25 protein-coding genes and 1 pseudogene are annotated in these 21,145 nt (G+C 73.7%); 11 read left to right on the top strand and 15 right to left on the bottom strand.

Going from position 1 to position 21,145, the window contains the following annotated elements:
- The first annotated feature begins 2 nt into the window (after nucleotides 1–2).
- Nucleotides 3–692 carry a TrkA family potassium uptake protein gene (locus ABZV78_RS09945; RefSeq protein ID WP_355637121.1) on the top strand — a complete coding sequence of 230 codons (690 nt, stop codon included), beginning with the start codon at nucleotides 3–5 and terminating at the stop codon, nucleotides 690–692.
- Between the two features lie 18 nt (nucleotides 693–710).
- Here ABZV78_RS09945 and ABZV78_RS09940 read toward each other — a convergent pair whose 3' ends face one another.
- The 4 genes from ABZV78_RS09940 to dut form a co-directional block, all read right to left on the bottom strand.
- Nucleotides 711–1,325, bottom strand: coding sequence for a DUF3159 domain-containing protein (locus ABZV78_RS09940; RefSeq protein WP_355637218.1), 615 nt, complete (start codon nucleotides 1,323–1,325; stop codon nucleotides 711–713).
- A gap of 56 nt (nucleotides 1,326–1,381) precedes the next feature.
- On the bottom strand, nucleotides 1,382–1,762 hold the full coding sequence (locus ABZV78_RS09935) for an OB-fold nucleic acid binding domain-containing protein (RefSeq protein ID WP_189193719.1): 381 nt from the start codon (nucleotides 1,760–1,762) through the stop codon (nucleotides 1,382–1,384).
- Nucleotides 1,763–1,989: 227 nt separating this feature from the next.
- On the bottom strand, nucleotides 1,990–2,643 hold the full coding sequence (locus tag ABZV78_RS09930) for a DUF3710 domain-containing protein (protein WP_355637119.1): 654 nt from the start codon (nucleotides 2,641–2,643) through the stop codon (nucleotides 1,990–1,992).
- A gap of 25 nt (nucleotides 2,644–2,668) precedes the next feature.
- Nucleotides 2,669–3,166 carry a dUTP diphosphatase gene (gene dut, locus ABZV78_RS09925; RefSeq protein ID WP_355637117.1) on the bottom strand — a complete coding sequence of 166 codons (498 nt, stop codon included), beginning with the start codon at nucleotides 3,164–3,166 and terminating at the stop codon, nucleotides 2,669–2,671.
- Between the two features lie 86 nt (nucleotides 3,167–3,252).
- Between dut and ABZV78_RS09920 the strand changes: the two genes are divergently transcribed.
- A complete protein-coding gene (locus tag ABZV78_RS09920) occupies nucleotides 3,253–3,744 on the top strand; it encodes a DUF3093 domain-containing protein (protein WP_355637115.1) in 492 nt (163 codons plus the stop codon).
- A gap of 21 nt (nucleotides 3,745–3,765) precedes the next feature.
- Here ABZV78_RS09920 and ABZV78_RS09915 read toward each other — a convergent pair whose 3' ends face one another.
- Nucleotides 3,766–4,563, bottom strand: coding sequence for a hypothetical protein (locus ABZV78_RS09915; RefSeq protein ID WP_355637216.1), 798 nt, complete (start codon nucleotides 4,561–4,563; stop codon nucleotides 3,766–3,768).
- A 196-nt stretch (nucleotides 4,564–4,759) separates the two neighbouring features.
- A complete protein-coding gene (locus ABZV78_RS09910) occupies nucleotides 4,760–5,056 on the bottom strand; it encodes a DUF4193 domain-containing protein (protein WP_091269374.1) in 297 nt (98 codons plus the stop codon).
- A 437-nt stretch (nucleotides 5,057–5,493) separates the two neighbouring features.
- Between ABZV78_RS09910 and ABZV78_RS09905 the strand changes: the two genes are divergently transcribed.
- On the top strand, nucleotides 5,494–6,006 hold the full coding sequence (locus ABZV78_RS09905; RefSeq protein WP_355637214.1) for a LytR C-terminal domain-containing protein: 513 nt from the start codon (nucleotides 5,494–5,496) through the stop codon (nucleotides 6,004–6,006).
- An 87-nt stretch (nucleotides 6,007–6,093) separates the two neighbouring features.
- On the opposite strand, the gene ABZV78_RS09900 is transcribed toward ABZV78_RS09905, so the two are convergent.
- The gene (locus ABZV78_RS09900; protein WP_355637113.1) at nucleotides 6,094–6,915 is read right to left on the bottom strand and encodes an inositol monophosphatase family protein; all 822 of its coding nucleotides are present in this window, start codon (nucleotides 6,913–6,915) and stop codon (nucleotides 6,094–6,096) included.
- A gap of 286 nt (nucleotides 6,916–7,201) precedes the next feature.
- Here ABZV78_RS09900 and ABZV78_RS09895 point away from each other — a divergent pair, with 286 nt between their 5' ends.
- On the top strand, nucleotides 7,202–8,827 hold the full coding sequence (locus ABZV78_RS09895) for an RNA polymerase sigma factor (RefSeq protein ID WP_355637111.1): 1,626 nt from the start codon (nucleotides 7,202–7,204) through the stop codon (nucleotides 8,825–8,827).
- 245 nt (nucleotides 8,828–9,072) lie between these two features.
- Nucleotides 9,073–9,306, top strand: a complete 234-nt coding sequence (locus tag ABZV78_RS09890) for a hypothetical protein (RefSeq protein ID WP_355637109.1) — start codon at nucleotides 9,073–9,075, stop codon at nucleotides 9,304–9,306.
- 184 nt (nucleotides 9,307–9,490) lie between these two features.
- Here the strand turns inward: ABZV78_RS09890 and ABZV78_RS09885 are convergent, their stop codons facing one another.
- From ABZV78_RS09885 to ABZV78_RS09875, 3 genes are all read right to left on the bottom strand, one after another.
- Entirely contained in the window at nucleotides 9,491–11,224 is a 1,734-nt protein-coding gene (locus tag ABZV78_RS09885) for a DEAD/DEAH box helicase (protein ID WP_355637107.1), read from the bottom strand.
- A 180-nt stretch (nucleotides 11,225–11,404) separates the two neighbouring features.
- On the bottom strand, nucleotides 11,405–12,055 hold the full coding sequence (locus ABZV78_RS09880; protein WP_355637105.1) for a TRIC cation channel family protein: 651 nt from the start codon (nucleotides 12,053–12,055) through the stop codon (nucleotides 11,405–11,407).
- A gap of 40 nt (nucleotides 12,056–12,095) precedes the next feature.
- On the bottom strand, nucleotides 12,096–12,314 hold the full coding sequence (locus ABZV78_RS09875; protein WP_030502976.1) for a DUF3039 domain-containing protein: 219 nt from the start codon (nucleotides 12,312–12,314) through the stop codon (nucleotides 12,096–12,098).
- 88 nt (nucleotides 12,315–12,402) lie between these two features.
- Between ABZV78_RS09875 and ABZV78_RS09870 the strand changes: the two genes are divergently transcribed.
- On the top strand, nucleotides 12,403–13,338 hold the full coding sequence (locus ABZV78_RS09870; protein ID WP_355637103.1) for a pseudouridine-5'-phosphate glycosidase: 936 nt from the start codon (nucleotides 12,403–12,405) through the stop codon (nucleotides 13,336–13,338).
- Entirely contained in the window at nucleotides 13,335–14,231 is an 897-nt protein-coding gene (locus ABZV78_RS09865; protein ID WP_355637101.1) for a sugar kinase, read from the top strand. The genes ABZV78_RS09870 and ABZV78_RS09865 overlap by 4 nt, the downstream gene beginning before the upstream one ends.
- 36 nt (nucleotides 14,232–14,267) lie before the next feature.
- Here the strand turns inward: ABZV78_RS09865 and ABZV78_RS09860 are convergent, their stop codons facing one another.
- Nucleotides 14,268–14,624: a DUF3099 domain-containing protein gene (locus ABZV78_RS09860; RefSeq protein ID WP_355637099.1), complete on the bottom strand. Its 357-nt coding sequence runs from the start codon at nucleotides 14,622–14,624 to the stop codon at nucleotides 14,268–14,270.
- Nucleotides 14,625–14,729: 105 nt separating this feature from the next.
- On the opposite strand from ABZV78_RS09860, the gene ABZV78_RS09855 reads away from it, so the two are divergent.
- The gene (locus ABZV78_RS09855) at nucleotides 14,730–15,041 is read left to right on the top strand and encodes a hypothetical protein (RefSeq protein WP_355637097.1); all 312 of its coding nucleotides are present in this window, start codon (nucleotides 14,730–14,732) and stop codon (nucleotides 15,039–15,041) included.
- Nucleotides 15,031–15,342 carry a hypothetical protein gene (locus ABZV78_RS09850; RefSeq protein WP_355637095.1) on the top strand — a complete coding sequence of 104 codons (312 nt, stop codon included), beginning with the start codon at nucleotides 15,031–15,033 and terminating at the stop codon, nucleotides 15,340–15,342. Before ABZV78_RS09855 ends, ABZV78_RS09850 begins: the two co-directional genes overlap by 11 nt.
- 4 nt (nucleotides 15,343–15,346) lie before the next feature.
- Here ABZV78_RS09850 and ABZV78_RS09845 read toward each other — a convergent pair whose 3' ends face one another.
- The 4 genes and pseudogenes from ABZV78_RS09845 to ABZV78_RS09830 form a co-directional block, all read right to left on the bottom strand.
- Complete coding sequence (locus tag ABZV78_RS09845; protein ID WP_355637093.1) at nucleotides 15,347–16,579, bottom strand: low temperature requirement protein A; 1,233 nt, start codon at nucleotides 16,577–16,579, stop codon at nucleotides 15,347–15,349.
- Nucleotides 16,580–16,651: 72 nt separating this feature from the next.
- Nucleotides 16,652–17,851, bottom strand: a complete 1,200-nt coding sequence (locus ABZV78_RS09840) for a low temperature requirement protein A (protein ID WP_355637091.1) — start codon at nucleotides 17,849–17,851, stop codon at nucleotides 16,652–16,654.
- Between the two features lie 62 nt (nucleotides 17,852–17,913).
- Nucleotides 17,914–18,498 (bottom strand): HhH-GPD-type base excision DNA repair protein, encoded by a 585-nt coding sequence (locus ABZV78_RS09835; RefSeq protein ID WP_355637089.1) that lies wholly within the window; start codon nucleotides 18,496–18,498, stop codon nucleotides 17,914–17,916.
- 83 nt (nucleotides 18,499–18,581) lie between these two features.
- A pseudogene (locus ABZV78_RS09830) lies at nucleotides 18,582–18,899 on the bottom strand (S8 family serine peptidase); the annotation flags it as partial.
- A gap of 160 nt (nucleotides 18,900–19,059) precedes the next feature.
- Here ABZV78_RS09830 and ABZV78_RS09825 point away from each other — a divergent pair.
- Both ABZV78_RS09825 and dtd read left to right on the top strand, forming a co-directional pair.
- On the top strand, nucleotides 19,060–20,544 hold the full coding sequence (locus tag ABZV78_RS09825; protein WP_355637087.1) for a methyltransferase: 1,485 nt from the start codon (nucleotides 19,060–19,062) through the stop codon (nucleotides 20,542–20,544).
- Nucleotides 20,544–20,966, top strand: coding sequence for a D-aminoacyl-tRNA deacylase (gene dtd / locus ABZV78_RS09820; RefSeq protein ID WP_355637085.1), 423 nt, complete (start codon nucleotides 20,544–20,546; stop codon nucleotides 20,964–20,966). Before ABZV78_RS09825 ends, dtd begins: the two co-directional genes overlap by 1 nt.
- Nucleotides 20,967–21,145 lie beyond the last annotated feature (179 nt).

The following is a 21,145-nucleotide window of genomic DNA, read 5'->3' as shown; positions in this document are numbered from 1 at the left end:
GCATGCGCATCGCCATCGCCGGCGCGGGCAACGTGGGCCGGTCGATCGCCCAGGAGCTGATCGACAACGGCCACCAGGTGATGCTGATCGAGCGGCAGCCCAAGATGCTCCGCCCCGACCGGGTGCCGGCCGCCGACTGGGTGCTCGCCGACGCCTGCGAGCTGGCCAGCCTGGAGGAGGCCAACCTGGCCGGGTGCGAGGTGGTCGTGGCGGCCACCGGCGACGACAAGGTCAACCTGGTGGTGTCGCTGCTGGCCAAGACCGAGTTCGCGGTGCCCCGCGTGGTGGCCCGGGTCAACCGTGCCGAGAACGAGTGGCTCTTCACCGAGCAGTGGGGCGTCGACGTCGCGGTGAGCAAGCCGCGGGTGATGGCCGCGCTGGTCGAGGAGGCGGTCACGGTCGGCGACCTGGTCCGGCTCATGACCTTCCGTCAGGGTGAGGCGAACCTCGTCGAGATCACCCTGCCGCCCACCGCGCCCTACGTCGGGCAGCCGATCCACGCGGTGCCGCTCCCCCGGGACGCGGCGCTGGTGGCGATCCTGCGCGGCAAGCGGGTGCTGGTGCCCAGCCCGGACGACCCGATCGAGGCCGGCGACGAGCTGATCTTCGTGTGCACGGCCGCCGTGGAGGACGCGGTGCGGGCGGTGATCCTCGGCCCGGACAGCGTCGAGCGCAACCGCGAGCGGCCCTGATCGACCGTGCCCGGGGGCTCAGGCCCCCGGCAGCGGCGTCGGCGCGGTCTCCCGGGTCACCCGGCGCACCACCCAGACGGTGATCAGCAGCAGCAGCGCGTAGGGCGGGTAGCCCAGGGCGAGCCGGGCCACGCCCAACGCGGTGTCCTGGTGGGCCAGGTAGAGCCCGGCCTGCACGCCGACCTTGGCCAGCCACACCACGCCCCAGAGCACGGTGAGCTGGGTGAAGGTGCGCACCAGCTTCGGGTCGTCCCGCCACTCGGAGCGGCCCTTGGCCACCAGCACCGACCAGATCCAGCCGACCAGCGGCTGCTTGATCGCCGCCGAGAGCAGCAGGGCCAGGCCGTAGCCGATCCCGTAGAGGATGCCGGGGAGGTAGAAGTCGCGCTCGTCGCCGGTGCGCCAGGCGATGGCGGCGCCGATGGCGATGCCGACCAGCCCGTTGACCGCGTGCCGCACCGGCCGGCGCTGGGCCAGCCGCAGCCCGGCGATCAGCAGCGCCACGGCCACCGAGGCGATCACGGCGGGGCGCAGGTCGCCCACCACGTTGGCGATCACGAAGACCACCACGGGGATGCTCGACTCGACCAGGCCCCGCCAGCCGCCGAGCTGGTCGGCCATCTGCTCGGCCATGCTGGGCAGCCGCTCGTCCTCCGGCCCGAGCTCCGGCTCGGTGTGCTGTCCGGTCGTCACTTCGGCGACTCCAGCTCGTAGTACGGGTTGTAGATCACCTTGCGGTCGTCCCGTACGGCCACCCGGCCGCGGGCGGTGAGGTGCCGGCCCGGCTCGATGCCGGCGATGTGCCGCCGGCCCAGCCAGACCAGGGTCACCACGTCGCTGCCGTCGTAGAGGTCGGCCTCCAGCGTGGGCAGGTTGGTCCGGGGCGTGTAGACCACCGTGCGCAGCCGCCCGGTGACCGAGACCACCTGGCCGCGCATGCACTGGCGGGCCGGCATGCCGCCACACTCGGCGCTCTCCCGTTGCAGCTCCTGCGCCTCGATCTCGGCCTCGCTCGCGGTGAGCCGTTGCAGGAACCGCCGCAGCGACACCCGGCTCTCGTCGGTCGTCATGACCTCCGCGTCACCCTCTCCACGCCGGCCGGCTCCCGCCGGCTCCCTGGATCGGCCGGCCGCGCCGGCACCGGCCCCGCAGGTGGCGGAACCGTCCCGCCAGCGTACGCCGATCCGGCCCGGCGGCGGGACCGGCGTCGGCGGGCGTACCGCTGCCGGGACCGGACACGCGACGGGCCCGGCGCCGCCGGCGTCACGCCGACTCGACCGGGCCCGGATCGCGGTGCTCAGACCTGGCGCGGCTGCGGCGCGCCCTCCTGCTGGGCCTGCTGCTCGGCCACCTCGCGGGGCAGCCGCAGCGGCAGCGGCTCGCGGACCGGCTTGGCCTCCTGGCCGCGGTCGACGACCAGGCCGTCCAGGCAGGCCGCGAGGGGCCCGGCGGCGACCGGGTCGGTGGCGGCCTCGCCCTGGTAGACCCCGCGCACCATCCAGCGCGGCCCGTCGATGCCGACGAAGCGCAGGTCGGTGATGCCGTCCGGGGTGCGGACCCGGGCGCGCAGCTCGGTGCCGTACTCCCCCTCGACCTCCTGGGCGGCGGCGCCGTCGTTGAACAGCGACTGGCGGATCTCCTCGCGCACCTCGTCCCAGATGCCCTCGGAGCGGGGCGCGGCGAAGACACCGAGCTGGAGGGCGTTCTGACCGTGCACCAGCACGACCTGCTGGATCACGCCCTGCGGGTCGGCCTGCACCCGCACCTCCACGTCCGGCACCGCCGGGATCTGGAGGCTGCCCAGGTCGAGCCGGGGCGCGTCGGGCGCCTCGGACACGTCGTACGGGCCACGGGCCGGCGCCTGCGGGGTCTCCTCGGCGTCGAGGACCCCGGCGTCCCGCTCGTCACGCGCGTGCCGCGCGCCCTCGGCCCGCTTACGGGAGAAGATCACTGCGCCCACCCTCCGCTGTTCGCACTCACCCTGCCACCTCTTCCGTCTGCCCGCCCGCCGGAGCCGGGACCAGCCCGGCGTGCCCGCCGGTCGAGCCGTGCCCGCCGGCCCCGCGCCGGGACGCGGGCAGCTCGACCACCGGCTGGAACTCGGCCCGGGCGACCCGCTGGACCACGAGCTGCGCGATCCGGTCGCCCCGGCTGATCTTCGCCGGCGTCTCCCGATCATGATTGATCAGGTTGACCAGGATCTCACCCCGGTAGCCGGCGTCGACCGTACCGGGCGCGTTGAGCACCGTCACGCCGAGCCTGGCCGCCAGCCCCGATCGGGGATGTACCAGCCCGACGTACCCCTCCGGCAGCGCGATGGCCACGCCGGTCGGCACCAGGGCCCGCCCGCCGGGCGCCAGCTCCACGTCCGCGGCGGCCACCAGGTCCGCGCCGGCGTCGCCGGGATGGGCGTACGCCGGCAGCGGCAGCTCCGGGTCGAGCTGCCGTACGGGCACGGGTACGACGTCTGTCACGGTCATCCTCTTCCGTCCGGTCCTTGCGGGGGTGACCCTGCCATCCTGCCGGTTCGGCGGCCGGCCGCGCGCCGTACCCTCGGAGTGTGCGTCAGTCGTCATCGCCGGCCACCCCGGTGGCCGCCCCGCCCGGATACTCGGAGCGCCTCGGGCTGCCCTGGTGGGCCTGGCCGGCCGGTCTGGCCCTCGCCGGGCTGCTCGCCGCCGAGCTCTGGATGGGCGCGACCGGCGTCCGGGCCTGGCTGCCGTTCGTGCTGCTGCTTCCGGCGGCGGCCGCCACGCTCTGGTGGCTGGGCCGGATCCGGGTCACCGTGCGCGCCGGCGAACTGTGGGTCGACGACGCCCGCCTGCCGGTGCGCTACGTCGCCGACGCGGTGCCGCTGGACGCGGCCGGCCGGCGCGAGGTGCTCGGCGTCGGCGCCGACCCGCTCGCCTTCGTGGTGCAGCGCCCCTGGGTCGGCGGCGCGGTGCAGGTGGTGCTGAACGACCCCGACGACCCCACCCCGTTCTGGGTGGTCAGCTCCCGCCGGCCGGTCGAGCTGGCCGCGGCCCTGCTCGCCGCCCGCGACGCCGCCTGATCCACGCGCCGCCCGGTCGCGTCAGGACCGCGTGCCGCCGGGGAGCGCGAGCGCCTGGTGGCGGAGGTCCTTGCGGAGCTGGTCCGCCAGGCTCCGGGTGGACCGGCGGTTGAGGTAGCCGGCCACCGCGGCGCCGGTCAGGAACGGGCCGAGCGTGGTGAGGTTGCGGCCGAAGCGGCGAAGGAGGCTGTCCCGCAGCTCCCGGCGGGCGGCGGTGCCGAGCACCGCGCTCACCCCGGCCCCCGGAATCATCGGGTTGATCCCCCGCTGGGTGGCCCAGGAGTGCACCAGGGCGACGGCCCGCTGGGTGCCACCGGGGGGCAGCGGCACCCGGTAGACCTCGTGCAGCTCGCCGATCAGCTTCAGTTCGACGGCCACCACGGCGACCGTCTCGGCGGCCAGCAGCACGGGCGCGGAGAGCAGGGTCGGCGTGACCGCCCACTCCACCGCGGCCACCCCGCCGCCGGCCGCGCCGACCCCGGCGGTGGTCCGGGCCGCGTTGCGGACCAGCCGCTCGGCGAGCGCCTCGTCGTCCAGGCCGGGGAAGTGCTTGCGGAGGGTCGCCAGGTCGCGGATCGGCACGCGCGGGGCGACCTCGGCGACGGTGTCCGTCATCCAGCGGATCGCCGCCTTCGGTTTGTAGAGGTCGGCGATGCCGCGGGCGCGGGCCTGGGCGACCAGCCGGGTGAGCAGCTGCCGGCGGCGGGCGGGGGCGATGTCGTCCTCGGTCAGCGCCGCGACGGTCGCGCCGAGCTGCTCGGCGCCGTCGGGCTGCTCCGGCCGCGCGCCGTCGGGACGGCCGGCGTCGGCGCCGGGCATCGCGTTCTTCTCGGTCGGTCGGTCCGTGCCGGTCCCGTCGGCCCGCTCGCTGCGCTCGCTCACCCGTCCGCCCTCCTGGCTCCGCGCGGCGTGACAGCCGCCGCTACGAGTCAAGCAGCTTCCGGCCACCGGCGCACGGCAGCTCGATAAGCGGCGGCCCCGTCGAGGAGGCCGCCGCCGGTGTCTCGCGTCGGGGTCAGACGCACTCGCGGCAGATCAGCTCGCCGTTGCGCTCGACCGCCAGCTGGCTGCGGTGGTGGACCAGGAAGCAGCGGGCGCACCGGAACTCGTCCTGCTGCATCGGTAGCACCTTGACCGTGAGCTCCTCGTCGGCCAGGTCGGCGCCGGGCAGCTCGAAGCTCTCGGCCACCTCGGCCTCGTCGACGTCCACGGCGCCCGACTGTGTGTCGACGCGCCGGGCCTTGAGCTCTTCCAGGCTGTCCTCGCCGAGGTCGACCTCGTCGCGACGCGGGGCGTCGTAGTCGGTGGCCATCGGTTTCACTCTCCCATATCGATATGGTCGCTTCCGGTTGTAACGCCGGACGACGCTGTTTCGGTTCCGCTGGCCGGCCACCAAATGTGTCGGTCACCCGACCCGACCGCCGTGGGCCGGGTCCGCCAGGAAGGAACTCCCCCAGCGAGCGCGGAACCTTACCCCCCCTTTGGGCGAGGCATGTATACCGCCCTCGCGGCAGAGATGTACGCCCCTGCGCCCGAAGTTGTTCCCAATGTGACTCAGGCGACACGAAGATAGGGGTAGTAGTACCCGTTCCCCCGGTGGCGCGCCGGCATGTCGGACTGTTTCCACGCGACGGCCGGACAAGCGTTAACCTCAGCGGCGTACTCGACGGCCGGCGGGGCGGACCGACCGCCGGCGGCCGCCGCCACCCAATCACCGTCCGGGGAGCGCCCAGAATGAGTTTTGCGCGAGTGCGGGCACTCGTTGTCGTCGGACTGCTGGCGGTCACCGCCCTGGTCTTCGTCGTCGTCGCGCTGGTCCGCGACACCCAGGGCACGGCGGGCACCGCCGAGGACTGCCCCGAGGGTTGGCCGGTCGCCGACGTGCGCCTGCGCGAGCAGAAGGACGTCAAGATCAACGTCTACAACGGCACCGACGAGATCGGGCTGGCCGGCAGCGTCGCGGACGACTTCCGCAACCGCAAGTTCCAGGTCAAGAAGGAGGGCAACGCCCCCAAGGCCGTGGACGACGTGGCGGTGCTGCGGTTCGGCCCGAAGGGTGTCGGCTCCGCGCACCTGCTGCGGGCCTACTTCCTCAACAACGCTAAGCAGCAGTACGACCCGAAGCGCAAGGACGACACGGTCGACGTCATCCTGGGCAACGGTTTCCAGCAGCTGGCCACCACCACCGAGGTCAACCAGTCCCTGGGCGACCTCGGCTCGCCGGAGGCGCCGGCCGGCACCTGCCCGGGCCCGGTCAAGTAACCCGTATCGCGGAAAGAGTGGTCGCCCCGGCGGGGCGACCACTCTTTCCGTATCCGCTCTTTCCGTGTCCGCTCCGGGCGGGGCCGGTCACGGGCCGCCGGAGGCGTCCAGGTCGGCGAGCCGGGTGTGCAGCGGCTCGTGGAGCGCGGGCGGTGCGGCGAGCACCAGGTCCGGGCCGGGCGGCCGGCCCGACAGCCCGGTCACCAGCAGCCCGGCCTCCCGCGCGACCAGCCCGCCCGCGGCGAGGTCCCAGGCGGCCAGCCCCTTCTCGTAGTAGGCGTCCACCCGGCCCTCGGCGGCCAGGCAGAGGTCGAGCGCCGCCGCGCCCATCCGGCGGATGTCCCGGACGTGCGGGATGAGTTCGGCGACCACCCGGGCCTGGTGCGCCCGGCGCCCGGCGTCGTAGCCGAACCCGGTGGCGACCAGGGCCTGCCCGAGGTCGGTCTCGGCGGAGCAGCGCAGCCGCTGCCCGTCCCGCCAGGCGCCGCCGCCCGCGGTGGCGGTCCACTCCTCGCCGGTGGCGACGTTGCGCACCACCCCGGCCACCACCTCGCCGGCCACCTCGGCGGCCAGGGAGACCGCGCAGTACGGCAGCCCGTAGAGATAGTTGACGGTGCCGTCGATCGGGTCGACGATCCAGCGCACCCCGTCCTCGGCGGCCGGGCCGGTCTCCCCCGCGCCGTACTCCTCGCCCAGCACCGCGTCGCCGGGACGCAGCGTCCGCAGCGCCTCCAGCACCTGCCGCTCCACCGCCCGGTCGGCGGCGGTGACCACGTCGGTGACCGTGCTCTTGGTCGCGGCGACCGACACCCCCTCGGCCCGCATCCGGTGCGCGGTGGCCGCGGCGTCCCGGGCCACCTCGACGGCGATCTTGAGCAGTTCCTGCGGCGTGGGCGCCGAGGCGATCATGTTCGTCCCCTTCCGGCACGATCCGGACCGGCCGGTTCGTGCGCGGGTATCATCCTTACAAAGTCCACAACTGCGCCTAATCGGTGGTCCGTACGGCCGGTCCGCCGTGCGGCGCGGGATGATCGCGGCAGACGGCGTTACAATTCACCCTGCCCACGCGCCACGGACCGCCAGCGACCGCCCGGCCCGGGACACGGGGGTCCCTCAACGACATCGCCCGACACCGCGTTCCCTGCCGTGCCGGACGACCCGGCCGTGCTCGCTCTTCGCCTCCGGAAGGTCATTCGTGACAGAACCCCGCCAGCCCGGCGCCGACGTTCGCTCGCTCACCGACACCCTGATCGCCCACGCGCAGAGCGCCGGCGGCCAGCTCACGTCGGCCCAGCTCGCGCGCACCGTCGAGTCCGCTGAGGTGACCCCGGCCCAGGCCAAGAAGATCCTCCGTGCGCTCTCCGAGGCGGGCGTGACGGTGGTCGTGGACGGCTCCGCGAGCACCCGCCGCCGGGTGGCCGCCGCCCGGTCCGCGACCCCGGCCTCCCGGGCCACCACGGCCAAGACCACCAAGAAGGCCGCCGCGCCCGCCCCGAAGCAGGCCCCGGCCGCCGAGGAGTCGCCGGCCCCCGCACCGCGGAAGGCGACGGCGCGCAAGGCCGCCGGCGCCACCGCCACCGGCACCACCGCCGAGGTGGCCGCCAAGGCCGCCGCCCCGGCAAAGGCCACCAAGACCACCCGCGCCACCAAGGCCACCGTGGCCGCCAAGAACGCGGCGGCGAAGCCGGCCAAGGACGGCGCGAAGGGCGAGGGCGCCGAGGGCGAGATCTCGCCGGAGGAACTGGCCGCCGAGATCGAGGACGTGGTGGTCGAGGAGCCGGCCGAGCTGACCCAGGCCGCCGAGGCCGACGCGGCCAGCTCCGCCAGCGACAACGACTTCGAGTGGGACGACGAGGAGTCCGAGGCGCTCAAGCAGGCGCGCCGCGACGCCGAGCTGACCGCCTCCGCCGACTCCGTGCGGGCGTACCTGAAGCAGATCGGCAAGGTGCCGCTGCTCAACGCCGAGCAGGAGGTCGAGCTCGCCAAGCGGATCGAGGCCGGCCTCTACGCCGCCGAGCGGCTGCGCGCCGCCGACGAGGGCGAGGAGAAGCTCACCCGCGACATGCAGCGCGACCTGATGTGGATCTCGCGGGACGGCGAGCGGGCCAAGAACCACCTGCTGGAGGCCAACCTCCGCCTGGTCGTGTCGCTGGCCAAGCGCTACACCGGTCGCGGCATGGCCTTCCTCGACCTGATCCAGGAGGGCAACCTCGGCCTGATCCGCGCGGTCGAGAAGTTCGACTACACCAAGGGCTACAAGTTCTCCACCTACGCCACCTGGTGGATCCGCCAGGCCATCACCCGCGCCATGGCCGACCAGGCCCGCACCATCCGCATCCCGGTGCACATGGTCGAGGTGATCAACAAGCTTGGCCGGATCCAGCGCGAGCTGCTCCAGGACCTGGGCCGCGAGCCCACCCCGGAGGAGCTGGCGAAGGAGATGGACATCACACCGGAGAAGGTGCTGGAGATCCAGCAGTACGCCCGGGAGCCCATCTCGCTCGACCAGACCATCGGCGACGAGGGTGACAGCCAGCTCGGCGACTTCATCGAGGACTCCGAGGCGGTCGTCGCGGTCGACGCGGTGTCGTTCTCGCTGCTTCAGGACCAGCTCCAGCAGGTCCTCCAGACGCTGTCCGAGCGCGAGGCGGGCGTGGTACGCCTGCGGTTCGGCCTCACCGACGGACAGCCGCGCACCCTGGACGAGATCGGCCAGGTGTACGGCGTGACCCGGGAGCGCATCCGGCAGATCGAATCCAAGACGATGTCCAAGTTGCGGCACCCCTCGCGTTCCCAGGTGCTCCGCGACTACCTGGACTGACCGCCGCACGTCAACCAGCCGTGTCGGTTTGATCACCAGCCGTAGAACACTCTCCGGTGACCTGACGGTTGCCCGTTTGTGATCGTTGACGTGGCACCCTTGGTGCACGGCACACTGTCTTCCACGCCAGGTGTGACCTCCGTCCCCGACGGGCACACAGGGAAGGCAGGGCCCGAGAAGGGTGTTGCACGATAGGTGAGCAACCGAAGAGAGTGTTCATCGGTGACGACCAGAGGAGGAAGGCGATGACCCCGACTCTCACGCCGCCGCCCGAGACGGTGAGCCCCCCGGCCGCCGATGAACGGTGCGACCGCTGCAATGCTGCCGGCAAGCTCCGGATCACTCTGGCGGGTGGGAGCGAGCTGGTGTTCTGTGGGCACCACGCGAACAAGTACGCGGAGGATCTCGTGAAGATCACCGTGCGGTTCTCGGCGGACCCGGAGTTCAGCTGGCGTGGCGCCGATCTAATGGCGAACTGAGTACGAAGGATCCGCAACTCGACATAAGCCGGCCGGAGGTCCCCAGGGACCTCCGGCCGGCTTTTTGCGCACCCACCCCACCCACCCACCGGGCCCCGTTGATCATGAGGTTAGCGGCGGTTTCCGAGATCGACTTCGCCGCCAACCTCATGATCACCCGGACCGGGTGAGGGCGCGGGCCGGGTCACAGGGTCTGGACCGTGGCTATGCGTTCTTCGAGTTGTTCGATGGTGGCCTGGGCGCTGGGGGGGCCGCCGCAGAGGCGGCGCAGCTCGGCGTGGATCTTGCCGTGGGGTTGGCCGGTGCGGTGGTGGCGGGCGGCCACCAGGGCGTTCAGCTGCCGCCGGAGGGCCACCCGGCGCTGGGCGGCACTCATCGCGGGCGGGGCCGCCGCCGGGGCCGCAGCGGCCGGCTCAGCGGTCCGCTGGGCGGTCCGGCGCCGCTGCGCGGCGAGCTGCTCGGACTGCCGCTTGGTGAGCAGCATCGAGACCTGGTCTGCGGTGAGCAGCCCGGGCAGGCCGAGGTATTCCTCCTCCTCCGGGGTGCCCGCCTGGGCCGCGGTGCCGAACGAGGCGCCGTCGAAGATCACCTGGTCCAGCTCGGCGGTCGCGGAGAGCGCGGCGAACCGCTTCTCCAGCTCGCCGCTGGCCTGGTCGTCCCGCTGGGCACGCTCCAGCAGGTCGTCGTCGAAGCCGTCGGAGTCCTTCGGCTTGCCGAGCACGTGGTCCCGCTCGGCCTCCATCTCGCTGGCCAGTCCGAGCAGGTGCGGCACGCTGGGCAGGAAGACCGAGGCGGTCTCGCCGGGCCGGCGGGCCCGGACGAACCGGCCGATCGCCTGCGCGAAGTAGAGCGGGGTGCTGGCGCTGGTCGCGTAGACGCCGACGGCCAGCCGGGGGATGTCGACGCCCTCGGACACCATCCGGACCGCGACCAGCCAGCGCTGCTCGGAGGCCGCGAACGTCGCGATCCGCGCGGACGCGCCCTGGTCGTCGGAGAGCACCACGGCGGCCTTCTCACCGGTCACCTGCTCCAGCAGCTTGGCGTAGGAGCGGGCCACCTGCTGGTCGCTGGCGATCACCAGGCCGCCGGCGTCCGGCATGCCGTTCGCGCGCAGCACGGTCAGCCGGGCGTCGGCGGCCCGCAGCACCTGCGGCATCCAGTCGCCGGCCGGATCCAGCGCGGTGCGCCAGGCCTGCGCGATGAGGTCCTGGGTCATCGGCTCGCCCAGCCGGGCGGCCAGCTCCTCGCCGGCGTTGGTGCGCCACCGGGTCTCCCCCGAGTACGCCAGGAAGAGCACCGGCCGGACCACGCCCTCGCGCAGCGCGTCGGAGTAGCCGTAGACCGAGTCGGCGCGGGAGCGGAGCAGCCCGTCCCCGCCCCGCTCGTAGCTGACGAACGGGATCGGGTTGTCGTCGGAGCGGAACGGCGTGCCGGTGAGCATCAGCCGGCGTACCGCGGGCTCGAAGGCCGCCTTGACGCCGTCGCCCCAGGTCCGCGAGTCGCCGGCGTGGTGGATCTCGTCGAGGATGACCAGGGTGCGCCGGGTCATGGTGCGCCGCCGGTGCACCTGCGGCGCCATGCCGACCTGGGCGTAGGTGACGACCGCGCCGTGGAAGTCGGCCGCGGAGTGCAGGTCGGCGTTGCGGAAGGCGGCGTCGAGCTGGATGCCGATCCGGGCGGCGGACTCCGCCCACTGGGTCTTCAGGTGCTCGGTGGGGGCGACCACGGTGACCGCCTCGACGGTGCCGTCGTTCAGCAGTTCGGCGGCGATCCGGAGGGCGAAGGTGGTCTTGCCGGCGCCGGGCGTGGCGACCGCCGTGAAGTCCTCGGTGCGGCGGCGCAGGTACTCCACCATCGCCTTGCGTTGCCAGGCACGCAGGGGTGGGAACGTGTCGAGCGCCGGCAACCGCGGTGCCACGCGTAGCTCCTCTCCGACCGCACGACGGCGGACCCCGGCCGAGGGCCACGGGTGCCGCCGCCCATGAAAACGCCCTCGCGCATCCGGTGCCGCGAAGGCCGACTCAGCATAACCAGCGGGGCCGTTCCGCCCCACTCGACGCCACGCTGGTCACATCCGCCCACCCCGCCGCACGAGGGCTCAGACCTGCGGTCCCCGGGTGCCGGTGCGCGGTGGCCGCAGCGCCGGGACCGGGGCGGACCAGCGCCGCCGCAGGGACACCAGGCGCAGCCCGAAGACGAAGACGGCCGCGGCGGTCAGCGGCACCGCGGTCGCCACCCCGTACGCCGACAGCAGCGCCACCGCGATCGAGCCGGCCAGCGCGGCCACGGCGTAGATCTCGCGGCGCAGCACCACCGGGATCTCGCCGGTGAGCAGGTCGCGGCCCAGCCCGCCGCCGATCGCGGTCAGCATGCCGATCATGCAGGCGCCGACGGCCGGCACGTGGGCGTCGAGGGCCTTGAGCGTGCCGGTGACGGTGAACAGGCCGAGACCCGCCGCGTCGAGCACCAGCACGGTGGTGCGCAGCCGGGCGAACTGGGGGTGCAGCCAGAAGATGGCGGCGGCGGTGACCGCCGCGGTGACCGCGTACCGCCAGTCGGCGAAGGCCAACGGGGGCACCTCGTCGATGACCAGGTCGCGGAAGATCCCGCCGCCGAGGGCGGCGACGACGCCGACGAAGACCACTCCGAAGAGGTCGAGCCGTTTGGCCACCGCCGCGGAGGCACCGGAGGCGGCGAAGACCGCCACACCGGTGAGGTCGGCGAGGAGCAGGGCGGTGGAGGTGGTCACCGCCGCAGGTTACGCGGGCGGCCGGGACGGCCGCCCGGGATCACTCGGCGTACGAGTCGTAGATCTCCTTGCACTTGGGGCAGACCGGGGAACCCGGCTTGGCCGCCTTGGTCACCGGAAAGGTCTCGCCGCAGAGCGCCACGACGAAGGTGCCCATGACGGCACTCTCCGCGATCTTCTCCTTGCGGACGTAGTGGAACATCTCCGGGCCGGTGTCGGCGTCCTTCAGCTCGGGACGCTCGAGAACCTCTGTACTCACGACTACACCTCCAACGGTCCAGTTTTGCAGGTCGATCCGGCCCGGTCCACCTGGGCCCGCGCCGGAAGCGGCCCGTACCGTAGCCGAAGTGACCAACTTTCACATCAGTCTCGGCACCGAGGTGGCCGACGCCCTGCGCGACGGGCGTCCGGTCGTCGCCCTGGAGAGCACCATCGTCTCGCACGGCCTGCCCCGACCGGACAACCTTCGCGTCGCGCGACAGATCGAGCAGGCGGTCCGGGACGCGGGGGCCGTCCCGGCCACCATCGGCATGGTCGCCGGTGAGCTGATCGTGGGGCTGGACGACGCCCAGCTGACCCGGCTCGCCACGGTTGACGGGGTGAGCAAGCTCTCGGTGCGCGACCTCGCCGTGGCGGCGGCGACCGGCGCGGACGGGGCCACCACGGTGGCGGCGACCAGCGCGGTGGCCGCGGCGGCCGGGATCGGCGTCTTCGCCACCGGTGGGCTCGGCGGGGTGCACCGGGAGGCGGCGCAGACCTTCGACGAGTCCGCCGACCTGGTCACCCTCGCCCGGACCCCGATCGCGGTGGTCTGCGCCGGGGTGAAGTCGATCCTCGACGTGGGCGCCACCCTGGAGCGGCTGGAGACCCTCGGGGTGAGCGTGGTGGGCTACCGCACCCGCCGCTTCCCCGGCTTCTACCTCACCGACGCGGGCTTCGACCTGGACTGGTCGGTGGAGTCGCCGGAGCAGGCGGCCGACGTGCTGGCCGCCCGCCGGGAGCAGGGCGTGCACCACGGCGGGCTGATCGTGGCGAACCCGCTGCCGGTGGACGAGCAACTCGACCCGGCGCTGCACGACCGCACCCTGGCCGCGGGGCTGGCCCTGCTGGCCCGCGACGGGGTGACCGGCAAGGCGGTGACCCCGTTCCTGCTGGCCCACTTCCACTCCGCCACCGAGGGCGCCAGCCTGGCCGTGAACGTGCGGATCATCCTGCGCAACGCCGACCTGGCGGCGCGGATCGCGGTCGCCGCGGCGGCCCGCCGCGCCGCCCCCTCGGCATGAGCCCCGCACCCCGCATCGTCGTCGTCGGCGACGTGATCACCGACGTGCTCGCGGTGCTCTCCGGTCCCCTCGCCACCGGTTCGGACACCGCGGCCGGGATCCGCTTCAGCGGCGGCGGCCAGGCGGCCAACACCGCGGCCTGGCTCGCCGGCCAGGGGGCGGCCGTCACGCTGGTCGCCGCGGTCGGCGACGACGAGACCGGCCGCGAACGGGTCGCCGAACTGGAGCGGGTCGGGGTGACCTGCGCGGTGGAGCGCCACGAGGGCTACCCCACCGGCACGGTCATCGTGCTCACCCACGACGGGGAGCGCACCATGGTCAGCCAGCGCGGGGCGAACCTGCGGCTGACCGCCGGGCACGTCGACCGGACCGTCGCGGCGGCGCCCGACGCCGGGCACCTGCACCTGTCCGCGTACACCCTGCTGGACGTCGGGTCGCGCGGCGCGGGCCTGCGCGCGCTGGCCGCCGCCCGCGAGCGCGGGCTCACCACCAGCGTCGACGCGGCGTCCGCGGCCCCGTTGCGGCGGGTCGGCACGGCCTTCCTGACCTGGGTACGCGACGTCGACCTGCTGCTGGTCAACACGGACGAGGCGACGGTGCTGGCGGGCGGGCTCGACCCGGCGGCGCAGGCCCGGGCGCTGACCTCGGTGGCCCGGCGGGTGGTGGTGAAGCGGGGCGCGGCCGGCGCGGTCTGGGTGGACCGGACCGGGGTGGTCGAGACGGCCCCGGCGCCCGGGGTGGCCGTGGTCGACGTGACCGGGGCGGGCGACGCCTTCGCCGCCGGCCTGCTCACGGCGTGGCTCGAAGGCGCGAACCCCCGCGCGGCACTGACCCGCGCCGGCGACCTGGGCGCCCTGGCGGTCACGACGGTGGGCGCCCGCCCCCAACCCTGACGGTGGTCGCTCCGGGCGGGGTGCCGCCCGGGCCGGTCAGGGCTCGGCGTCGATGACCTTGTGCGGGCGCTCCTCGGCGGAGAGCGCCATGGGCGGGGTCTCGTCGCGGTGACGGTGTTGGAACTTTCCGGCCAACCGGTGCTCTTCCTTCGGCGGGCGGTCGTTGGCCAGCAGCACGGCCAGCCACGGGATGAGCGCCATCCCGAGAGCGCAGAGCGGCAGCCAGAGCCAGAGCAGCGGCGCCTTGACGCCGACCAGGACCGCACCGATCACCAGGCACGCGACCCGGATTCCCATCATCAGCACGTAGCGCTTCTGCCGGCTGGTGAGCTGGTCGTCCTGGCTGCGCGAGGCGTCGGTGATCAGGATCGGCTGGTACGCCTGACGCTTCACCACGGACCTCCTCGAGGGATTACGACTCATCCTGTCACCCCCGACGGTTGATCGGCGAAAATCGTGACAAGGCGGCGCGTGTTACGTGCGTGGTACGCTCCGCTCGTGGGCAACCGGTTCAGCTTCACCGACGAGGCGTTGGCCAACCTGCGGGTCTACGAAGTCACGCCCGGGGAAGTCTGGGAGGCCCTGCACAGCACGCGGCGGGTCATCCGGCACCTCGGGGACGACGTCATGGTGGTCTACGCGACCGACCACCGGGGGCGACGCCTCGCGGTGCTGCTGGCCGAGGCCGACGGCAGCGACAACGACTGGGACATCCTCTCCGCCCGCGAACTGAGCGACGTCGAAGCCAAGCGCTACGACGACGCGGTGCGGAGGTCACGCCGACGAGGAGGCGGTCACGATGCACCGTAACGAGGCAACCAAGCGGTTCCACGACGCCGGCGACGCGCTCGCCGACCTGATCGACGAGACCCAGCCCGCGGAACTGCCCACCCCCGACACCGACGTGCCGATGGTCAGCCGCTCGGTGCGCCTCCCGCTGGAGACCTACGAACGGGTCCGGGCGGCCGCCGAGACGCGCGGCATCGGGGTGACCACGCTCATGCGGCAGTGGATCGAGGCCGGCCTTGCCGATCTCGACGACTCGGCCACGGTCTCCCTGGCCGACGTGCGCCGGGCCCTGGCCGCGCTGTCCCGCCCCACCGCCGCCTGAGCCCTCACGTCTCCGGGCCGCCGCTCTCCGGCCCCGTGCGCCCGATCGGGGAGGCCGACATCTCCGGCGGGCGACCCCGGCTGCGCCACGCATCCGCCAGGGCCACCGCGGCCAGCACGGCGGCCACCACCCACAGGGCCCGCACGGCGGGACCGTGCGCCAGCAGCGGGACCAGCAGGAGCAGCACGCCCCCGCCGAGCACCCGGGGCAGCGAGATCCGGCCGAAGATCTCGTACTCGAAGCGGGCCCGGCCGGCCAGGAAGAGCAGCGGTCCACCCACCACGAAGAGCAGCAGGCTCGCGTCGGACCGGTGAAACGGCTCGGCGATGGCCACCTCGTAGCCGACCGCCGCGGTGAGCACGCCGAGCACGATGACCAGGTGGGTGATCGCGGCCGACGTGCCGAGCCGGCCCGGCGCGCGCGCCAGCCGCAGCGCCTCGCCCAGCAGGTGCCCGGCCCGGTGGAAGTAGATCCGCCAGAGCAGCGCGGTCGTGACGAAGGCGACCACGAAGGCGCCGGCGCCCTCGCCGGAGAACTCCTCGCCGCTGTAGGTCACCCCGATGACCAGGATCGACTCACCGAGCGCGATGAGGAAGATCTGCTGGTAGCGCTCGGCCAGGTGCTCGCCGGCGATCCGCCAGCCGAGGATCGGCGAGGAGCCGAGCCGCGGCAGCGGCCAGCCGGTGAACAGGGCGGCGTAGTCGACGGTCAGCGCCAGGGCCCAGAGCGGCAGGCGCAGGTCGTCGGGGCCCAGTGCGCCGGCCAGCCAGAGCGGCGCGGTCGCCCCCGCCCAGGCGGCCAGCCGGAGCGGGACCAGCCGCCGTGGATGGCCGTGCAGCGCGGCGGCGACCACCAGGGGCCGGCCGAGCATCACCGCCACGTAGGCGAGGGCGAACGGCAGCGCCCGCTCCTCCAGGGCCCGCGGCAGCGCCACCCCCATCACCAGGCTCGCGAACATGGTCCCGACCACCACGGTCTGGATGACGGTCCGCTCCGGCTCGTAGCGGCTGGTCACCCAGACGGTGATCGTCCAGACCAGCCACAACACCAGAAACAGCAGCACGGTACGGCCCACCGCGGCGGCCAGTGTCCACCCGGTGGCGGGCAGGCTGTTGATCAGCCGCTGGGAGACCCGGGTCAGCGCGAAGACGAAGACCAGGTCGAAGAAGAGTTCCAGGAAGGTGGCCCGCGCGGAACTCCTCGTCGGACGCAGCAGCGCCGCACCGCGTTCGTCCACCGTGTCACCCCCGTCCGCCGTCCTGGCCCCCAACGACGGGGCCGCCACGCCGGTTGCGTCTCCCCCGGCGGGTCACATCGGTGAGGCGGGGCGTTCCGGCGGGCGGCCCCGCGCCCGCAGCGCGTCCGCCACGGCCATCCCGGTGAGCACCGCCGTGACGCCGGCGGCGATGCCGAGCAGCGGCAACCGGGCCAGCAGCGGCACGCCGAGGACCAGGAGCAGCAGGCCGATCACGCGGGACCAGGAGACCCGGCCGAAGACCTCGTACTCGAAGCGGGCCCGGCCGACCACGAAGAGCGCCGGACCCCCGATGATGGCCGCCACCCGGACCCCGTCGGCGTGCCCGCCGGGCTCGGCGATGGCCAACTCGTAGCCGACCGCCGCGGTCACGATGCCGGCGATCATCGTGAGGTGGGTCCAGGTGGCCGACCGCCCCAACCGGGCCGGCTGCCGCGCCTCGGCCACCGCCTCGACCAGCACCGAACCGGCCCGGTGGAAGTAGATCCGCCAGAGCAGCACGGTGGTGGCGAAGGCGTCCATGAAGGCGATCCACCGCACCGCGGCGAAGTCGCTGCCGCTGAAGCCGAGGCCGGCCACGAAGATCATCTCGCCGAGCGCGATGATGACGAACTGCTGGTACCGCTCGGCCAGGTGCTCGCCCGTCACCGTCCAGTCCGTCGCCGCCGCCCGGCCCAGCCGGGGCACCGGCCAGCCGATCACCAGGCCCAGGTAGTCGACCGCCAGCGCCACCGCCCAGAGCAGCAACCGCCAGTCGCCCTCCGCCAGGCCACCGGCGAGCCACGCCACGGCGGAGACGGCTGACCAGATCAGGATCCGGTCGGACAGGTGCCGCTGCGGGTGCCGGCGCAGCGCCACGGTCAGGTAGAGCGAGCGGCCCACCTGGATGGAGACGTAGCCGGCGGCGAAGCTCAGCCCGTGCGCGCCGTACGCGTCCGGCACCGAGACGGCCATCACCAGGCTGCCGAACATGGACCAGACCATGACCGCCTGGATGGGTGGCTGTTCCGGGTCGTAGTGGCTGGTGGCCCATGCGGTCAGCGACCAGACCATCCAGATCGCGAGGAGCAGGAGCAGGGTCTGCGCCAGTTCCAGGGGGAGGCGGCCGCCGCCCGTCATCACGTCGTGGATCAGGCGCTGCGAGACCCGGGTGAACGCGAAGACGAACACGACGTCGAGGAAGAGCTCCAGGAAGGTCGCACGGTAGGGCCCGCCGCCGCCGCGCAGGAGTTCCGCCCCCCGCTCGTCCGTCATCACCCGCCCGTCGTCGCCACCTTGACGATCATGACAACGAGCCAGGGTGGACGGGGGTTGCGTCAGCCCTTGGCGGCCTTCGCCTCCGCCTTCATCCGCTGCTTGTACTCGCGGACCCGGCGCAGCGACTCGGGGTCGGTCACGTCGGCCACCGAGCGGTACGCGTCCGCGTCGCCGTAGCCGCCGGCCGCCTCGCGCCAGCCGTCCGGGGCGATCCCGAACCGCTTGCCGAGCAGGGCGACGAAGATCTGCGCCTTCTGGCGGCCGAAGCCGGGCAGCTCGCCGACCCGGCGCAGCAGTTCCCGGCCGTCGGCCGCCTCGGACCAGAGCCGGGCCGGGTCGCCGTCGTAGCGCTCGACCAGGGCCCGGCACACCTCCTGCACCCGGGCGGCCATGGCCTTGGGGAACCGGTGCAGGGCCGGCGGCCGGGCGAAGATCTCGACCAGCGCCTCGGGGGAGTATTCGGCCAGCTCCCGGGCGTCCGGCTCGTGGCCGAGCCGTTGCGCCAGCACGTAGGGAGAGGAGAACGCCTTCTCCATCGGCACCTGCTGGTCCAGCACCATGCCGAGGAGCAGCGCCAGCGGGCTGCGCGCCAGCAGCTCGTTGGCCTGCGGGTCGATGGGCAGCGAGAGCGTCATGCCCCCCATCCTGCCGCGCCCGCCGCCGCCCGTGTGCGCGACACGGCCCGGTGGACTGGGGTGGGGTCCACCGGGCCGTGCGGCCGCGATCGTCAGTTGACGACGAAGAGCAGCCGGTTCGGCGAGCCGGAGCCGGGGTTGGTCACCTTGCCGGTGGTGGCGTTGGTGGTCAGGTAGCTGGCCACCTGTGCCGGGCTGTACGACGGGTTGGCGCCGAGCACGAGCGCCGCCGCGCCGGCCACGTGAGGCGAGGCCATCGACGTGCCGCTCAGCGTGCTGCTGGCGGTGTCGCTGGTCCGGTACGCGGAGACGATGCTCGACCCGGGGGCGAAGATGTCCACGCAGGAGCCGTAGTTGGAGAAGGACGAGCGGGCGTCGCTGCTGGTGGTGGAGCCCACGGTGATCGCGGCCGGGCTCGTGGCCACCGGGAGCGCCCATCGACGGATGTTGCGGCAGATGCTAGCCATACACTGATGAACATGAAATAGATAACTGCCGATACCGTGAGTCGGCGGTATGGATGTCGCGGGTGCCCGCCGGGCGAGCACCCCGGGGAGGCAGGATGTCGACGTGGACCGTCACGACATGCTGCTCTCCCCCGCCGGGGTCGACGCGCTGCGCACCGCGCTGACCCGGGCGCGCTTCACCGCCAACGGCATCGCCGACCGGCTCGGGCCGCAGGCCACCGGCGGGGTGGCCCGCAACGACTTCCGCGCGGCGCTGCGCGCCACCGAGGACCGCGACGCCCTCGCCACGCTGATCCGGGTCTTCATCTGCGACCAGACCGAGGCGGAGCCGGTGGTGGCCGCCGCGCTCGCCCCGCTGACCGTCGAGGAGGCGCTCGCCGGAGGCCTCGTCGAGCGGCACGGCGACGGCCTGCGCGCCGGCGTCGACCTGGAGCCGTACGGGGACGAGTGGTGGGTGCTCGCCGACGTGCCGGCCAGCGCCCGGCCCGGCCGCCCGCTGCACGCCGAGCACGTGCTGGGCATCGGCGGGGCCACCCAGACGCTGATCGGCGCCACCGTGCGCCGGCCGGTGGAGACCGCGCTGGACCTGGGCACCGGCTCGGGCGTGCAGGCGCTGCACCTGTCCACCCACGCCCGCCGGGTGACCGCCACCGACGTCTCCGAGCGGGCACTGCGCTTCGCCGCCACCACCGCCGCCCTCAACGGGCAGGACTGGGAACTGCTCCGCGGCGACCTGGTCGCCCCGGTGGCCGGCCGCCGGTTCGACCTGGTGGTCAGCAACCCGCCGTTCGTGGTCGGGCCCGGCACCACCACGCACGTCTACCGCGACTCCGGCCGGGTCGGCGACGCGATCGGCGCCGAACTGGCCGCCGCCGCCCCGCACCTGCTCACCGAGGGCGGGACGATGCAGTACCTGGCCAACTGGGTGCACGTCACCGGCGAGGACTGGGCCGAGCGGGTGACCGGCTGGTTCGCCGGCACCGGGCTGGACGCCTGGGTGATCCAGCGCGAGGTGGCCGACCCGATGGCGTACGTCAACCTGTGGCTCACCGACGTCGGCGAGACGGCCGACCCGCAGCGAATGGCGGCCTGGCTGGACTGGTTCGACGCGCACAAGGTGGAGGCGATCGGCTTCGGCATCGTCTCGCTGCGCCGGGCCGGCCACGACGAGCCGATCGTCCGGGTGGAGGACCTGCGCCAGCGGGTCGAGCCGCCGCTGGGCGACCGGGTCGGCGAGTGGTTCGACCGGCAGGACTGGCTGCGCGCCCGGGACACCGACGGGCTGCTCGCCGCCCGCTACCGGGCCGCGGACGGGCTCCAGCTGCGCCAGGAGGCCACCATGGGCGAGGAGGGCTGGGCGGTGGACCGCCAGGTCCTCGCCATGCCGCACGGGCTGCGCTGGTCCGAGGAGATCGACCCGCTGGTGCTCGCCCTGGTCGGCGGCGCGGACGGCCGGCTGCCGCTGCGCGACCAGCTCGCCCTGCTCGCCGCCGCGCACGACGTCGCACCAGACGAGCTGGCCGAGGCGGCCGGGCCGATCGTGGCGCACCTGGTCGAGCGGGGCCTCGTCGAGCCGGTGGCGGACTGATGCGGGCGGTGGTGCAGACCGTCGGCCGGGCCGCCGTGACCGTCGACGGCGAGGTGGTCGGCGAGATCACCGACGGGCTGCTGGTGCTGCTCGGCGTGACCCACACCGACACCCCGCAGCTGGCGGCCACCATGGCCCGCAAGATCCACGAGCTGCGCATCCTGGACGACGAGAGGAGTGCCGCCGACACCGGCGCGCCCGTCCTGGTGGTCAGCCAGTTCACCCTCTACGGTGACGCCCGCAAGGGCAGAAGACCGAGCTGGACCGCCGCGGCCCCCGCCGAGCTGGCCGAGCCGCTGGTCGACGCCGTCGTGGAGGCACTCCGCGCCCGGGGCGCCAAGGTCGAGACCGGCCGCTTCCGCACCCACATGCTGGTCGAAAGCGTCAACGTCGGCCCCCGCACCCTCCTCCTCGACCTCTGACTGTGAGGCTGGCCTGGTCGGTCCGCGGGTGATGGGCTGATGGTCGGCAGCAGCGGACGTGACCCTTCCTCTGACTGGCTTCGTGCCTTTGGCGGGACTTGTCCGTCTGCTGCTGCCGGCGCCGGCCCGGCGGGAGACGTTTGGCCTGATCAGGAGCTTGACCGCCAGTAGCCGCTGGC

It is taken from the genome of Micromonospora sp. NPDC004540, from assembly GCF_040610095.1.
GTDB lineage: Bacteria > Actinomycetota > Actinomycetes > Mycobacteriales > Micromonosporaceae > Micromonospora.
Note: the sequence above shows the minus strand (reverse complement) of the source record. Positions and strands in the feature narration are given on the sequence as shown.